Here is a 14,920-nt window from a genome sequence, read left to right as displayed (position 1 = left end):
CCGCCGCTGGGAAGATCGACTTGTCGCCGGCCGCCGCCCGCCGTTTCCACGAGTCCGCTGTCGACCTTCGTCGCGGAGGAAGGCCGGGTATGTCACTGATACGATTTCGAATCGTGTTCGAGAAAACACCGGCAACCCGGACTCCCGCTCGCCCGGCCGTGGTGCAGCGCCGGGGCGTGGAGCGCAGACGGGCCATCCTCGACACCGCGGAGGTCCTGCTCGTCGAGCAGGGCTACGAGGCCGCCACGCTCAAGGCGATCGGAGAGCGGGCCGGGATCCCCGTCGCCTCCGTCTACCACTACTTCTCCGACCGGCACCAGGTCGACGCCGAGCTGCTGCAAGGCCATATGAACGAGGTCGACGCCCTCGTCGGCGCCGAGCTGGAGGCCTCGGGACCGCAGACGCTGAGTGACACGGCCGACGCCGTCATCAACCCGCTGCTCGGCTACTTCCGTCGCCACCCCGGCTGCGTCGAGCTGTGGTTCAAGGGGCGCGGCGAGCCGCTCGTCGAGCTGGTCCGCGCGTTCGACGAAGCGCAGGCCGAGCGCCTCCGGCACCTCCTCGTGGAACGCGGCCTCGTCCCCGCCGACGTACCGCCGCTGGTCCTGGAGCTCGCCTTCGAGATCGGCAACCGGCTCTTCGACGTCGCGTTCCGGCGCTCGCCGGACGGTGACGACGCCACGATCGACGAGGCCCGCCGCGTCGTGACCGCGTATCTGGAGACCTACGCCTCGGACGCGCGGCGCCGGGGCTGACGGCGGTCACCGCCCGGCGGGGCGGCGACGGCCGGGGCGGCGTTGTGCGGGGCGGTCCGGGCCGCGGGGCGGCCCGGGTTCCCGAGGGGAGAAGAGGAAGCGGCGCTCACCCGCTCGGCCCGCCAGGGATGCCCGCCGGTCCGTGAATGGGAAGGCTGGTGGCACGGAGCGGGCGCTGACCGGGCGCCGACCGGGCGCGTGCGGGGTGAGAGGCGGACACGGGATGGGGCAGGACGGCAGGGGTGGGACGCGGTTGACGGAAACCGGCCCGCCGCCGGCCGCGCGGCTGCTGGCGCGCCTGGCCGTGCTGGCGGTGGTCGGTTCCGTCGTCGTGCTCGTGCTCGCGGTCGGCGAGGGCGGACTGGAGGTCGTCGGAGCCGGGCTGCTCGGCCTCGTCGTCTGTGCCGCGGGTGTCTGGTGGTTCGTGGCGCACCGCGGTGCGGTCCGGCTGCTGGGGGCGCTCCTCGCGGTCGCCGCTCCGGTCGGCGTCGTGGTGCTCTTCGCACACGACGGTCTGTGGCTGACGGCGCTGGTGCTGGTCCTGTGCTGGGGTGCCGCGCTGGCCCTGGCCCGTGCGGCGCTGCGCAAGGCCCGTCCCCGGCGGGTCAGTCGCGGCGTCGCCGCGCCCCGGCCCCGACGGCCGTACCTCATCATGAATCCGAAGTCGGGGGGCGGGAAGGTCGGCCGTTTCGGGCTGGTCGAGCGGGCGGAGGCACTCGGCGCCCGGGTGACCGTGCTCGATCCCGCGGCCCCGGCCGACGTGGCCGAACTGGCCCGCGAGGCGGTGGCCGAAGGAGCGGACCTGCTCGGCGTCGCCGGCGGCGACGGCACCCAGGCCCTGGTCGCGGCGGTCGCCGCCGAACACGACCTGCCGTTCCTCGTCGTCCCGGCCGGCACCCGGAACCACTTCGCCATGGACCTCGGCCTGGACCGGTCCGATCCGGCCCGCTGCCTGGACGCGTTGACGGACGGCGAGGAGCTTCGGATCGACCTCGGTGACGTCGCGGGCCGGCCCTTCGTCAACACGGTGTCCTTCGGCGTCTACGCCGATGTCGTCCAGCGCCCCGAGTACCGCGACGACAAGGCGGGGACGGCCCTGACCCTCATGCCGGACCTGCTGGTCGGCGAAGGGGTGCGACGGCTCGACGCGCGGATCGACGGCACGCCGCTCTCGTCCCAGCAGGCACTGCTGATCAGCAACAACCCGTACGTCTCACCCGACGTGGTGAGCAGTGGCGGCCGCCGGCCCAGTCTCGACGACGGCGAGCTGGGCGTGCTGGGCATCCGGGTGGAGGGCGCGGCCGAGGCGGCGGACCTCGCGGTGCGCGGCTCGCAGTCCACCGGCCTGACCGTCACCACCGCACGACGGGTCGAGGTGACCTCCTCGGCCGGGGAGGACTCGGAGGAGATCCCCGTGGCGGTGGACGGTGAGGCGCTGCGCATGTCCCCACCGGTCGTGTGCACCCTGCGTCCGGGCGCGCTGCGGGTCCTGGTGCCACGGGACCGCCCGGGTGTCGTCGACCCCACCCCGCCGGTGAACTGGCGACGGCTCTTCGACCTGGCCTTCGGCCGTACGGGACGGCCCCGGGAAGAGCGGACCACCGCAGGGCGGAGCAGCTGACGCGCTCCCGAACCGCGCCACCCCTTGGACTTCGTCATTACCGGTCAGTAGTGTCGCGCGCACCGCACCACTCCTCCCGCGTACGGCACCACGACCCGAAGAGGCGATCAGCGCATGACGGAACCTGAGAGCGCGGTTCACGACTACGACGTCGTCATCGGCGGAGCCAGCGTCGCCGGCAGTGCCGCGGCGATCCTGCTGGCGCGACGCGGTGCCCGTGTCGCCCTGCTGGAACGGCGCTCGGACCTCGGGGCGTACAAGGTGCTGTGCACCCACTCCCTCACGGCCAACGCCTACCCGGTGCTGGACGAACTCGGCCTCGTCCCCGCCCTGGAGAAGGCGGGGGCCGTTCGCAACGACGCCCGGTGGTACACCCGTTGGGGATGGATCGAGCCGCGGGCCGCGGCGGAGGGCCCCGAGCTCCCGCACGCGTACAACATCCGGCGCAGCGTCCTCGATCCGCTCATCAGGTCCCGGGCGGCCGGGACCCCCGGTGTCGACCTGCTCCTCGGCCACCAGGTGACCGGACTGATCCGGGAGGCCGGGCGCACCGTCGGGGTGCGCGTGTCGACCTCGGAGGGCGAGCGGGAGATCCGGGCCCGCCTGGTCGTCGGCGCCGACGGCAAGGACTCGGCCGTGGCGAAGTTCGCCGGGGTGCCTGCCCGGCAGTACGAGAACACGCGGTTCGGCTACCTCGCCCACTTCCGCGACCTTCCCCTGCGGGGCGGAACAGGCCAGACGTGGTTCCTCGAACCCGACATGGCGTACGCGTTCCCCAACGACGACGGGGTGACCGTCCTGGCGGTCCTCCCGGACAAGAAGCGGCTGCCGGCCTTCCGGGAGGACCTGGAGGGCAGCTTCCACGACTTCGTCCGCGCCCTGCCCGACGCGCCGCCCATCGACTCCGCCCAGCGCGTTTCGAAGGTCGTCGGCCTGGTCAACTACCCGCTGCACAGCCGCAGGCCGACCGCACCGGGTCTCGCGTTCATCGGCGACGCGGCCCTGACCGGCGATCCCCTGTGGGGAGTGGGCTGCGGATGGGCTCTGCAGTCCGCGCGATGGCTGGCCGAGGCGGTCGGCCCGGCCGCGACCGGCCGAGGCGACCTCGACAAGGCGCTCACGGCGTACGCGCGCACCCACCGGCGCCGGCTGCTGGGCCACCAGTTCCTGGCCGCCGACTTCGCCAAGGCGCGCCCGTTCAATCCCGTGGAACAGCTGATGTTCTCGGCGGCGGCACGCGACGAGGCGCTGGCGCGGCACATGCATCTGTTCGCGTCCCGCCTGATCGGCCCGATGCGCTTCCTGAACCCGATGGCCCTGGCCAGGGCCGCGGCCGTCAACATCAAACACCGCGGGGCGGCTTAGCCCCGCGCCCGCCGGGGCGACGACGGCCCGAACCACGATGCCGCCCGCGGTCACCGTGACGCTTGCGGGACCTCGGCGAGCCGTTCGATTTCATCGTCCCCCCCGGCGCGGTCGCCGCTGGGCGAGAGCCCTCCCGCGCGCGCCCGGACACGGCTGCCCGGGTCCGTTTCCCGGGAGGGGCGTACCGATCGCGGCGACGGTTCGTTTTCTACCAAAGGAGCGCTATCCGGCCAACATTCTGATGATTTCGACCGCCCGGACAACCGGAAATCCGGTCCCCGCCTCTCACGGCACGGGTGCAGCGAGTGCCTCTCACCGCGCCGGCCGGACGGCTGTCCCGTCCCGCAGGGCCGGGTGGCCCGCTGTCTGCTCCCTTCCCACAGCATCCGGAGGACGAGGGAACGATGACCACCACGCGCACCACCCGGCTGCGGCGTCCGCTGCTCGCCGGTACCACGGCCGTCGCCGTCATGGCCGTCACGGCCGGCTTCATGGCCGCGTCGTCGGAGCAGGCGAAGGCCGCGACCGGGCCCAAGCTGAGTCTCATCGCCGCGACCGACTCGGTCACGCTCACCTCCTGGAAGGAGGAGCCGGGCGTCTACCTGGACCTGGGCACCTACCTGACCGCGGAGGGGACACCGCTGGAGCTCAAGGTGACCCGGAAGTCCTACAAGGACCCGGTGACCATCACCCAGACCGTGTACGAGGGCGGCAAGGCCAAGGCCAAGACGCTGCCCCTCGGCACCGTGAAGGACTTCTCCGGCCTGCCCGGCTTCGCGGAGATCACCATCACCGACAGCACGGGCAAGAAGGTCGCCGGCCGGACGGAGGGCTTCTGCCCGAACAACGCCAGCGGACGGGTCCGGCCCGACGCGCCCTCCACCTCGAAGTATCCGGAGAGCTGCCCCACCAACCCGTTCACCCTCGGGTCCGTCTGGGGCGTCGAGAAGGGGTGGGCCGCCAACACCTACGCCGGTTCCTACACCCAGCCGGTGAAGCTCGCCGCCGGCACGTACACGGCCAAGGTCGGGGTCGCCAAGAAGTACCGCGACCTCTTCGGGATCGCCGACAAGCCCGCGACGGTGAAGGTCACCGTCCAGGAGCGCAGCTGGGAGGACGGCCCCGGCGTCCCGGGCGCCCGTTCGGCCGCCGCGGGGGAGCACGCCGGTCACGGCGCCGGCCACCAGGCTTCGGCCGGCCACGCCGGTCACGGTGCCGACCACCAGGCTCCGGCCGGCCACGCCGGTCACGGGCCCGGGCACGGCCCGACGCCCGCCCAGGCCGGTGCGCCGGAGACCAGCGGCGCGGGCCCCTCGTACAACGTCGGCCACGGGCCGCTGAAGGCCGCGCCGCCGGCCCTGCCCTGGGCGCTGAAGAAGCAGCAGGCCGCGCGCGCCGACCTGCGGGCCGACGACACCGCCGGTCAGACCGACGGCTCCCGCATGGCCCCCGCCCTCACGCCGCTCGCCAAGCGGCCCACCGGCAGGGCCTCCGTCCCGAACGTCCCCAAGCCCGACCTGCGGTCGCTGCCGGCGTACGGCATCACCATCAGCGACGGGGGCCAGGACGTCCCCGGCAAGGACTACCTGGCCTTCAGCGCCAACGTGTGGAACGCCGGTCCGGCCCAGCTCGTCGTGGACGGCTTCCGCACGCCCGGCAAGGCCACGATGGACGCCTACCAGTACTTCTACGACGCCAACGGCAAGCAGGTCGGATACACCCCGACCGGCACCATGGAGTGGGACCCGCGTCCCGGCCATGTGCACTGGCACTTCACCGACTTCGCCAGCTACCGGCTGCTGAAGGCCGACAAGAAGGAAGCGGTGCGCAGCGGCAAGGAGGCCTTCTGCCTGGCCAACACCGACGCCGTCGACTACACGGTGAAGAACGCCAACTGGCACCCGTACAACACCGACCTCTCCACCGCCTGCGGCCAGGAGAACTCCATCTCCGTCCGCGAGGTGCTCGACGTCGGCTCCGGTGACACCTACACCCAGGACCTGCCGGGCCAGTCGTTCGACATCACGGACGTGCCCAACGGCACGTACTACATCCAGGTGCTGGCCAACCCGGCCAAGCAGCTGAAGGAGACCAACCTCGACAACAACTCCGCCCTGCGGAAGATCGTCCTGGGCGGCACGCCCGGCAAGCGGACCGTGTCCGTCCCCGCGCACGACCTCGTGAACGCGAACTGACTCGTGCACGCGAACTGATCAGGCACCACACGCCGTAACGCCCGCTCCGCGCCCCCGAGGCCGGAGTGGAGCGAACAGCCGCGCACCCCGAGGACGGAGGATTCCTCGGGGTGAGTGTGTGTGCTCCGGTACGCGGAGTCGCGGGCGCGTGGGTATGCGCGCGTACGAGGGTGCGCACGCGTGTGTGCGCGGGGCCGCGGGTGCGTGGGCGCCCGTTCTCCCCGGATTCTCCCCGGCGAGCGGCCCGAACCTGGCACGCTTGCCGCCGTGAGATACGTCGTAACGGTGGAGACGCGCGTACCCGATGGTTCGGACGAGCTGGAGGCGCTGCAGCAGGTCGGCGCGTCCGTGCTCCTGGAGCGCGGGTTCGACGCGGTGGAGGGGATCGAAGGGCCCGACGGAGTCGAGGTCGACGTCCTGGAGGCGATCGTGGCCGTCTACCCGGGCGGGGCGATCCTCAAGGTGTTCGTCCACGCTCCGTCCCTGGAGATCGCCGAGGAGGCCGTCGGCTCCGTCGCCGAAGACGTCCTGGACCGCTCCGAGCTCCTCTCCGACTGGGTCGTCGAGAGCAGCGAGGTCAAACTGCACCTCGATCTCACCCGGGAGAGCCTGGAGGGAGCCGACGGGCCGGAGGCACCCTCCAGCGACCTCGAGGTCAGGCGGGCTCGGCACGAGGCCGAGGCCGCCGTCCCGGCCGACACCGAGTTCAGCGGTATCCCGGAGGACCACGAGGCACAGATCAGGCTTCTGGCCCCGCGGCTCAGCTCCTTCGCACCCGCCTCCTTCGGCAGCGGGGGCGACCAGGGGCCGGAGGAGGGCGAGCGGGCGTACCCCGTCGGCGCCGGGGCCGCCGAACTGGCCGCCGGCGCCCTGGTGTACGCCTCCGAGGTCCTCATCGACGAGCTGTACGACGATGTCCGGACTCTCGCCGAGGAGGAGTCCAACGTCGCCGAGTGCGCGGGCGAACTCTGGCACCTCGACCGGCTGCCGCCCCGCTACGCGCTGCGGTACGACGAAGCCTTCGCCCGCCGCTTCCTGGTCACCGTCATCGCCCTGACCACCCGGTTCACGGACGGCGGCTTCCGGAACCTCGGCTGCCTCGCGGAGGGGCTCGTCCTGAAGCTGCTCCTCGAAGAGGCCCACGCCACGCTCGACCTCTTCGGGCTGCTGAGCGGCGAGGTCGCGGAGGCACTGGAGTGCTTCAGCACCGGCGTGTACGAGGACAGGGACTTCGAGTGGCTCTACGACGACTCGAAGGACGGCATAGACGAGGACCCCGACCTGAACGGCATGGGCATCACACCGCTCGGCTTCCGCACGTGGTTCACGCCGTCCGGCACCGGCAGGTACGTCCACCCTTACGCCGTCCACGAGAAGCACGAGGGGAGCGGCGCCGACAGCTGAGGCACCGGCACGCGCCCGGATGCCCGACGCACCGGCACGGCCCCGACAGGTGGGGCGCGGAAGGCGTTCCGCGCGGCGGGTTCGACCTTCCTGTACGGCGGGTTCGACCTTCCTGCACACCGCCCCGATCCGGACCTGACGGACTTGCTCCGGCTTTCGAACCCTCGTACAACCCTGAACAGCTCCCGCGAGTCCTGTGGTCGTGGCGCCTGGACGCCACGACCACAGCATCCGGGAGGAATCCCCTTGAACCACCTCAGCCCCGCCGGACGACGTCTCGCCGGTCGAGGCCGCGCCGGTCGACGACTCGCCGTCGCCGTTGCCGTCACCCTCGCCGTGACGGCCGGAACCGCGATGACGTCCGCCCCCGCCCTCGCGGCGCCGCGGACCGCCACCGCCACCGCGTCGGAGGAGCAGGCGGGTCCCTTCGCCATCGATGTCAACGCGCATCTGCTCGGCGCGGGGGCGACCGGCTTCCTCACCTACGTCAGCGACCGCACGGACACCACCTTCCGCTGGACCCGGTTCGAGGACGGGGCCACGACCACCCTGCCCCAGGGCGTGGCTGGCGACAGCCCCACGGTCTCCGTCGGCGGCGACCTCGTCGCGGTGCGGACGCGGGGACGCACCTACCGGCTCATGGACATGGCGGGCGGCGGGTCCGTCGACATCGACACCACCCCCGTCGGCCCGAGTGCGGACCTCTGGCAACTCGCGGGGGACACGCTCGTGATGCGGAGGTACGACGGCCCCGGCCGCCACAGCCTCCACCTCGTCTCCCGGCCCGCGGACAGGACCGTGCACCGCGCGGTGACAGGCCTTCCCGCCGACGCGGACATCGCGAGGGTGGAGTACTCCCCTTCCGGGGTCCTCGTCGTCCAGTACCGGGGCACGGCCGGCGGTACCACCGGCGAGCACCTGGCCGTCGTGGACCTCGCCGGGGCGAAGGTCGTCGAGGACCGGGCCGTGCCCCGCTTCTACCCCAACTCCGGCGTCTCGGTCACCGACACGCACCTGGCGTGGGCGGAGACGAACCCCGAGGGCGACGTGACCCTGGTGACGGCCCGTCGGGGTGCGGCGGAGTCCACGCGGCTCACGACCTTCGAGCCCGTGGGCCGCTACGTATCCGTCTCGCTGCTGGGGGACTGGGTCACGTACGGAGTGAGCGAGGAGGAGCTCTCGGCCGTCTCCCTCAAGGACGGCACGACCACCGGCCCTCTCCTCGACGGAGTGCGGGACGCGTACGGGACAGGAGACGGCCTGCTGGCGCAGGGCACCACGCCGGAGCACCGCAAGGGTGTGTACAGGATCGTCGCCGGAGCCGACGGACGACCCACCGTCGCCGTGGTGGCGACCAACGGCGTGACCACGCCGCTCACGATGGTGAACGAGCAGGTGCCCGCCACCGCCGGCTTTGCCCGGGCGGGTGCCAAGGCGGTGCTGCGGTGGCGGTTCGGGCGCGGTGACGTGTGGGTGCGCCTGCGGCTGACCCACAAGGCGTCGGGCCGGAGCTGGACCGCCGAGCAGAACCTCCTGGGGGCGAGCACCGAGGCCGTCTTCGACTGGGAAGGCACCTTCACCTACGGGACCGCCGCCCACAACGGCGCCTACACGTGGAAGATGACCGTCGCCCCGCTCAACGACGTCGGCGAGCGGATCGAGCGGACCGGCACCCTGGAGGTCGCGAGCGGCACGGCCCAGCACGACTACTCGGACAGCGGCTCGCCCGACCTGCTCCTGCGGGACGCGGCCGGACGCCTGGCCTCGTACGACACCCGGCAGTTCACCACCGTGCCGGACCGGGACTGGGAGCGGACCGACCGGGGCGCCGGCTGGCACGTGTACGACCGGCTCCTGGCCCCCGGGAACCTGGACGCGTCCCCGTACTCGGACGTCGTCGCCCGGGACAAGGGCGGCGTCCTGTGGTTCTACTCGGGCACCGGCCACTCCCTCGCCAAGCCGACCCGCGTCGGCGGCGGCTGGGGCATCTACGACAAGCTGGCCGCCGGTTCCGACCTGACCGGCGACGGGCGCCCCGACCTCGTCGCCACCGACAGGACGGGCGTGCTGTGGCTGTACCGGGCGACCGGCTCCGCCGCCTCCCCCTTCGCCGCCCGCAAGCGGATCGGCGGCGGCTGGGGCGTGTACGACACCATCGTCGCGGCCGGCAACCTGGGCGGTGCCAAGGCGGGCGACCTCCTCGCCCGCGACCGCTCCGGCGTCCTGTGGTTGTACCTCGGCAAGGGCGACGGCACGTTCGCGCCCCGGACACGGATCGGCGGCGGCTGGAACGCGTACAAGCAGCTCGTCGGTGTCGGCGACATCGACCGGGACGGACGTCCCGACCTGCTGGCCGAGATCCGCTCCGGGGACACGAGCCTGCTGACCCACTACAAGGGCACGGGCGACTGGAAGGCCCCCTTCGCACGGCCCGTCGTCCTCAACGTGCCCGCCCCGTACTCCGGCCCGGCCATCCTCTTCTGATCCCTCCCGGCCACCCGCCGCGGCCCCGTGGGGGACATCCACCCCCTCGGGGCAGCGGGGATGCAGCGGCACGAGGAGGGGTGGCCGCGGGGCCGCGGGGCCGCGGGGGTGCGGGGACGCGAGGGCGTGGGGACGCCGGTCCCCACCGGGCGAATCTCGCTGGTGGGGCGGAGAACGCCCCCGTTAGCATCCGACGATGACCACGTCGCCGGACAAGTCCTTCCACGACGCGGTGCGTCGAGCCGACGTCCGCCGGCTGGCCGGCCGTCTCGACGCACGGCTCTGCCCGCCGGCCGTCTTCGAACTCCTCGTCCGGCACGAGGATCCCCGCCTGCGGCACCTGGGGCTGGTCCTTCTGGACGAGCGCGCCGCAGCGGGTCGGCCGGGCGACGAGAAGGAGACGGCCGAGCTCGCGCGACTGCTGCCGGTCGTGGTGGACGGCCCGCCGGAAGCGGCGCTCGTCCTGGCGCGGCTCCATGAACGACTCGGTCCGTATCGCCGCGGGCTCCACCGGCCGTCGTGGCGTACGGCCGAGCTGCCGGCCCGGGTGCGGATCGCCTGGCTGCGCGCCGAGATCCTGAACGAGCCGACGGTGATCCGGAAGGAGCCTCCGGGCGAACTGCTCTACCAGGCCGTGCGGGAGATCACCGTCACCTGCGCGCACCGGCCCGAGCGACTTGTGAACGAGCTGGTGGACAGCGGTGATCCGGTGTTGCAGGCAGCGGCACTGCGGCTGGCCCGGCAGGGACCGCACGCCGGTCTCCTGTCACCCGCACTGGTGCGCGCGTGTGCGATCGGCCTGCTCGGTGCCGACAGCGCGGACACCGTTGCCGCCGCACTGGGGGAACTCGGCGAGCCGTGGGCGGCGTTGGAACCCCTGCCGCCGGGGCGCCTCGCCCCCTTTCTCTCTTCCGATGCGGTGATCACAAGGCCCGGGGTGGCCGATGCCGCGATCACGGCCGCCGCCCGTCACGGGCACCGTGGCCTGCTGCGGCAGGTCGTCGACGATCCTGATCTCCCGCCGGATCTTCGTAGGCGCGGGATGGAACTGCTCGGTGACCTGGCGGACCGCGGTGACATCGGCGCATTGACGGCTGTCGCCGCACGCGACCCCTTGCTGTTCGGCGGGCCGCTGATGGCCTGCCTGCGCGGGCTCCACCGGCGCGGGCACTTCCCGGACGGTCCGCACGTCGCCTCCCTCATCGGCCTGGCGCTGGCCGATCACTCCCTTCCGTCCCACGAGGTCGCGACGATCCTGTTCACCTGCCGGCAGGTGATGTTCCGTGTACTGGTGGACGTCGACGCCGACGCCGACGCCGACGCCGACGTCTGCGTGGACGTGGACGCCGGCGATCCGAGCTGGCCGCGGCGGCTCGCCCTGCTGGTCGCCCTGGCCGAGCAGGGGACGGGGGAGCTGCCGATCGGCGACGCGATCACACGGATACTTCCCTCGGCCCCCGTGCCGAGGCCGTTTCTCGACGCCATCCGCGCACTGCGCCACGTCGATGCCGAAGACGCCGTGGTCGCTCTCCTTCCGTCCGCTCCCGCAGCGGCCCTGGAGGCTCTGGAGGCCCTGGAGGCCATCGGCGGGGACCGGACCGTCACCACGCTGAGGGAAGAACTCGGCCTCGCCACGGCCTCGAAGCAAGGAGTTTGATCACGCTCTGTGCGTGGGCGTGGGCGGTGCCTTCGCTGATGCGGAACCCTGCGGCGAGCTTCGCGTAGGTCGTGTGCTCGCGCAGGTAGACCAGGGTGATGATGGCGCGTTGTGAGGGCCGCAGTTTGCAGCGGCGGTCACCCTCGCGGGTGACGATCAGCATCGTGACCCACCCCACAAGCGCATGCGGCAGGTCGAGTGCGGCAGGATAGACGGCCAACGAGACCTCCGGGCGCAGCGGTTGAGACGTCAGACAACTCGAACCACTGCCCGAAGGCCTCGCCTGCTATCCACCTTCGGCCGTCACCCGATCGGTGACCACGCTGAAGATCCTTATTGATCGCGATGCCCGCGCTGATGGCCGCAAAAGGGGAATCGACCTTGCGTCCGTCGGCAGTTGCGCCGTTGCCGGCCCACGTCCTCGCGGGGCCGCTGGACAGCCAGTGTGACGCCTACAGGTTGGCTGTCCAGCGGCGGACGCCTACATCAGCGGGCTTGCGCGCCGAAGCGGGTGCCGACGTTGGGCAGGCCGCCGGTGCCCGGCTTGTACGCGGTCACCGGTGCGACTGTTCCGCCGATGATGGTGTTGGACATGGGCAGGGCGTACAGGGCGCCGAGGCCGGGTCCGTAGGGCATGCCGACGTAGAGCTTGGTGCCGGTGTAGTGGATGTTGCGGCCCAGGTACTGGTTGGCGCCCGGGGTGCCGGGGATGCCGTCGCCGTCTCCGGCCTCGATCCAGCGGTCGTTCGTGCCGGCCGCTGCGACCAGAGAGAAGGTGTGGATGGCGCCGGCGTTGTCGGTGGTACCGAGGGCCTCACCGGGGGTGCCGACGGCGAGGCGCATGGTGGCGCCGGTGCTCACGGCACGGGGTGCGGTGTTGACGGCGGTCAGGCTCTCGCCCATGCGGTCGCCGGCTTCGGCGGTGCCGGAGACGTCGTCGTCAGCGGTGCCCTGCCACAGCTGACGCGTCTCGCTCCACGCGCCCGCGGCGGTCACGCGGCCGACCACGACACGGCCCGCGTCGGCCTTCTGCGTGGCGCCGCCGTCCGTGGACATGGCCTCACCGGGCGAACCTATCGCGAGGATCGACTCGTTGGCGGTGGCCGAGCCCGAGGGGCGGTAGTCGGTCAGGGAGAGCGACCAGGCGAAGTCGTCGTTCGCCTCGGCGCCGCCGGAGACGTTGTCGAGGTCCTGGTCGAGGCCGAACAGCGGCTTGGGGTGACCGTCGGCGTGCAGGGTGTGGCTGAACACCGCGAGGTTGCCTGCGGCGGCGTCGCCACCGATGACCTCATTGGGTGCGCCGATCGCGATGTGGTTGGAGTCGGCGGCCAAAGACGTGCTGAAGCCGTCGTTCGCCTCGGCCGCACCGGGGACGTCGGTCTTGTCCTGGTGGATCGCGACGTTGACGGATCCACGCAGGTAGAAGGCCGCACCGGCCTTGGCGATCGTGCCCACCTTCTCGCCGGGCGCCGAGACCACGATGTAGGGCTCGCCCGCGGCGGTGGTGCCGGCCACGATGTTGTCGCCCATCCGGTCGCCCGCCTCGGGCGTGGCGGCCTTGATTGCTCCGTCACCCGCACCCTGCTCGAAGTGGGTGCTCTTCAGAGCGCCGGTGCCCATACCGCCCGGGGCGCCGTACAGGATGTCGAAGAAGCCCGCGTCGGCGGCGGTGCCCACGTCCTCGAGGGTGGTGCCGACGACGAGGTCGGTGTAGCCGTCCTCGTTCCAGTCGACGGTGTCCATGGAGTCACCGAACCAGTCACCCTGTTCGGCACCCCCCGCCACCCAGTCGAGGTCCTGGTTGATCTCGGCGACACCCTTGCTCCCGCCGTACACGATCCGCACCAGACCCGCGGTGGTGTCGGTGCCGACCGTGCCGCCCGGGTCGGCGATCGCGATGTCCTCGAGACCGTCACCGTTGAAGTCCACGATCCGGGTGGCACCGACCTTGCCGTCGATCCAGGACTTGAGGTCGTCGACACGGGAGATGACACCGGCCGTGGAGGTCTGCGCGGGGTCGATACCGTAGCAACCCCCCTGCGAGGACTGGCTGCTGAGGCCGACGAGCTGGCCGGCGCGTACGACGGGGCCACCTGCGTCGCCCATGCAGGCGGCCGCGCCGTCCTTGCCGGTGACGGTCGCGGAGGTGGCGGCCGCCGAGTCGACGGTGTAGGCGGCGGTGTGCAGCTTGAGCGGTGCCCACTCGGTCTTGTTACGGCCGTAACCGGCGAACTTCAGCTCTTCACCCGCTGCCAGTGCGGACGTGGCGAGCGCCACCGGAGTGACGCCTGTGACCGGTCTGTTGAGGCGGGCCAGGACGACATCGCGGTCGGTACGCGGGACAAGTTCGACCACGCGCCGCTCGGCACCCTGGGTGCCGGACAGATCAGAGCGGCCGATGATCGCGGTGGTGCTCTTCTGCGGGGCTCCGGCCGGGACGGCGAGCGAAGCGGCCGGGTCGGCGGCGAAGCAACTCGCCGCGGTCAGCAGCCATTCGGCGTCCACGAGGACGGCGGAGCAGCCGCGGTCGTGCGGACCGACGGTGATCTGGGCCGTGTAGGCGTAGGTGGTGTCGGAGTCGGCGACAGGCGTGCCGGTGACTGCGGAGGCGGGTGCGGCGCACAGCGCCAGCGGAGCCGCTATCAGGGCTGCGCCGAGCGTGGCCAGGCGGAGACCTCGGGAGTGCTGCATGAGTTGTTTCCTTGCTGCGGAATCCAAGGGGTGAACAGGCGGTCTGACGTTCCTACTTGGAGGTGCGGATCTCGACGAGCATGTGGTCGCGGCCCTCGGGGTCGGCACTCTCGCCGACCGCGGTCCAGGTGTTCTTGGCGACGTCGAAGGACTTTTCCTCCGTGCCGACCGTCATGTCGACCTGGGCGCTCTGGTCGACGCTGCCCCTGACGGCGTACACGGAGGGGATCTCAAGCGTCAGCCAGCCGCTGTTTCCCGTGACCTTGAAGCAGATCTTGTCCTTGCTGCGGGCCCAGACCTCGAGCAGTCCAGTCTCGCTGGCGCAGTCGGCCAGCACGATGTGCCCGTCGCCCCGCTTCAGGACGATGTTCTTCTCGGCGAGGATCTTGTCCGCGTTCGGGTAGTTGTAGTCCTCCACGGCATAGCCGGGTGCCGCGTCGGCCACGGAGTCCGTGTCTCCCGTCGGCTGGCCCGCCGACGAAGTCGTCCACAGAACGGCCGCCAGGCCGGCGGTACATGCCGTCGCAATGATGCGAGTGACGAGTTTCATGTGCAGTTCCCTCTTACAGATCAGGTGCCTCATCCCCTTTTTCTATGCATAGCGACGCGTCCCGACCGGGTGCCTCTACGCTGTTTCAGGGAAATGCGAGCAAGCCCTGGATGCAGCCGGGATGACGGCTGCCGAGATATTTCCGCGCAGGCCATTTCAGCCCACCTGGCGAGGCGTGCGAATTCATCCAGGCGAGCT

9 protein-coding genes and 1 pseudogene are annotated in these 14,920 nt (G+C 71.7%); 7 read left to right on the top strand and 3 right to left on the bottom strand.

Annotated elements, in window-relative coordinates:
* Positions 1 to 176 precede the first annotated feature (176 nt).
* The 7 genes from ACH4MY_RS04300 (at position 177) to ACH4MY_RS04270 (ending at position 11,481) form a co-directional block, all read left to right on the top strand.
* A complete protein-coding gene (locus ACH4MY_RS04300) occupies positions 177 to 755 on the top strand; it encodes a TetR/AcrR family transcriptional regulator (protein ID WP_397997197.1) in 579 nt (192 codons plus the stop codon).
* A gap of 223 nt (positions 756 to 978) precedes the next feature.
* On the top strand, positions 979 to 2,376 hold the full coding sequence (locus ACH4MY_RS04295) for a diacylglycerol/lipid kinase family protein (protein ID WP_397997195.1): 1,398 nt from the start codon (positions 979 to 981) through the stop codon (positions 2,374 to 2,376).
* Positions 2,377 to 2,490: 114 nt separating this feature from the next.
* A complete protein-coding gene (locus ACH4MY_RS04290) occupies positions 2,491 to 3,741 on the top strand; it encodes an NAD(P)/FAD-dependent oxidoreductase (RefSeq protein ID WP_397997193.1) in 1,251 nt (416 codons plus the stop codon).
* Positions 3,742 to 4,145: 404 nt separating this feature from the next.
* A complete protein-coding gene (locus tag ACH4MY_RS04285; protein WP_397997190.1) occupies positions 4,146 to 5,936 on the top strand; it encodes a lysyl oxidase family protein in 1,791 nt (596 codons plus the stop codon).
* Between the two features lie 267 nt (positions 5,937 to 6,203).
* The gene (locus ACH4MY_RS04280; protein WP_397997187.1) at positions 6,204 to 7,340 is read left to right on the top strand and encodes a hypothetical protein; all 1,137 of its coding nucleotides are present in this window, start codon (positions 6,204 to 6,206) and stop codon (positions 7,338 to 7,340) included.
* Positions 7,341 to 7,586: 246 nt separating this feature from the next.
* Entirely contained in the window at positions 7,587 to 9,824 is a 2,238-nt protein-coding gene (locus tag ACH4MY_RS04275; protein ID WP_397997184.1) for an FG-GAP repeat domain-containing protein, read from the top strand.
* A gap of 196 nt (positions 9,825 to 10,020) precedes the next feature.
* On the top strand, positions 10,021 to 11,481 hold the full coding sequence (locus tag ACH4MY_RS04270; protein WP_397997181.1) for a hypothetical protein: 1,461 nt from the start codon (positions 10,021 to 10,023) through the stop codon (positions 11,479 to 11,481).
* Here ACH4MY_RS04270 and ACH4MY_RS04265 read toward each other — a convergent pair.
* The 3 genes and pseudogenes from ACH4MY_RS04265 to ACH4MY_RS04255 form a co-directional block, all read right to left on the bottom strand.
* Positions 11,462 to 11,701 (bottom strand): annotated as a pseudogene (locus tag ACH4MY_RS04265) (transposase family protein); the annotation flags it as partial. The gene ACH4MY_RS04270 and the pseudogene ACH4MY_RS04265 overlap by 20 nt on opposite strands.
* A 266-nt stretch (positions 11,702 to 11,967) precedes the next feature.
* The gene (locus tag ACH4MY_RS04260; RefSeq protein WP_397997179.1) at positions 11,968 to 14,172 is read right to left on the bottom strand and encodes a trypsin-like serine protease; all 2,205 of its coding nucleotides are present in this window, start codon (positions 14,170 to 14,172) and stop codon (positions 11,968 to 11,970) included.
* A gap of 52 nt (positions 14,173 to 14,224) precedes the next feature.
* On the bottom strand, positions 14,225 to 14,722 hold the full coding sequence (locus ACH4MY_RS04255) for a hypothetical protein (RefSeq protein WP_397997176.1): 498 nt from the start codon (positions 14,720 to 14,722) through the stop codon (positions 14,225 to 14,227).
* Between the last annotated feature and the right edge of the window lie 198 nt (positions 14,723 to 14,920).

It is taken from the genome of Streptomyces sp. NPDC017246, assembly GCF_044331325.1.
Classification (GTDB): domain Bacteria; phylum Actinomycetota; class Actinomycetes; order Streptomycetales; family Streptomycetaceae; genus Streptomyces.
The sequence above is the reverse complement of the archived record's forward strand: the minus strand, read 5'-3'. Positions and strand labels throughout refer to the sequence as shown.

Coding starts and splice junctions, on each gene's coding strand:
- ACH4MY_RS04290 (WP_397997193.1), top strand. CDS start 2,491: ATGACGGAACCTGAGAGCGCGGTTCACGACTACGACGTCGTCATCGGC.
- ACH4MY_RS04255 (WP_397997176.1), bottom strand. CDS start 14,722: ATGAAACTCGTCACTCGCATCATTGCGACGGCATGTACCGCCGGCCTG.
- ACH4MY_RS04285 (WP_397997190.1), top strand. CDS start 4,146: ATGACCACCACGCGCACCACCCGGCTGCGGCGTCCGCTGCTCGCCGGT.
- ACH4MY_RS04295 (WP_397997195.1), top strand. CDS start 979: ATGGGGCAGGACGGCAGGGGTGGGACGCGGTTGACGGAAACCGGCCCG.
- ACH4MY_RS04260 (WP_397997179.1), bottom strand. CDS start 14,172: ATGCAGCACTCCCGAGGTCTCCGCCTGGCCACGCTCGGCGCAGCCCTG.
- ACH4MY_RS04270 (WP_397997181.1), top strand. CDS start 10,021: ATGACCACGTCGCCGGACAAGTCCTTCCACGACGCGGTGCGTCGAGCC.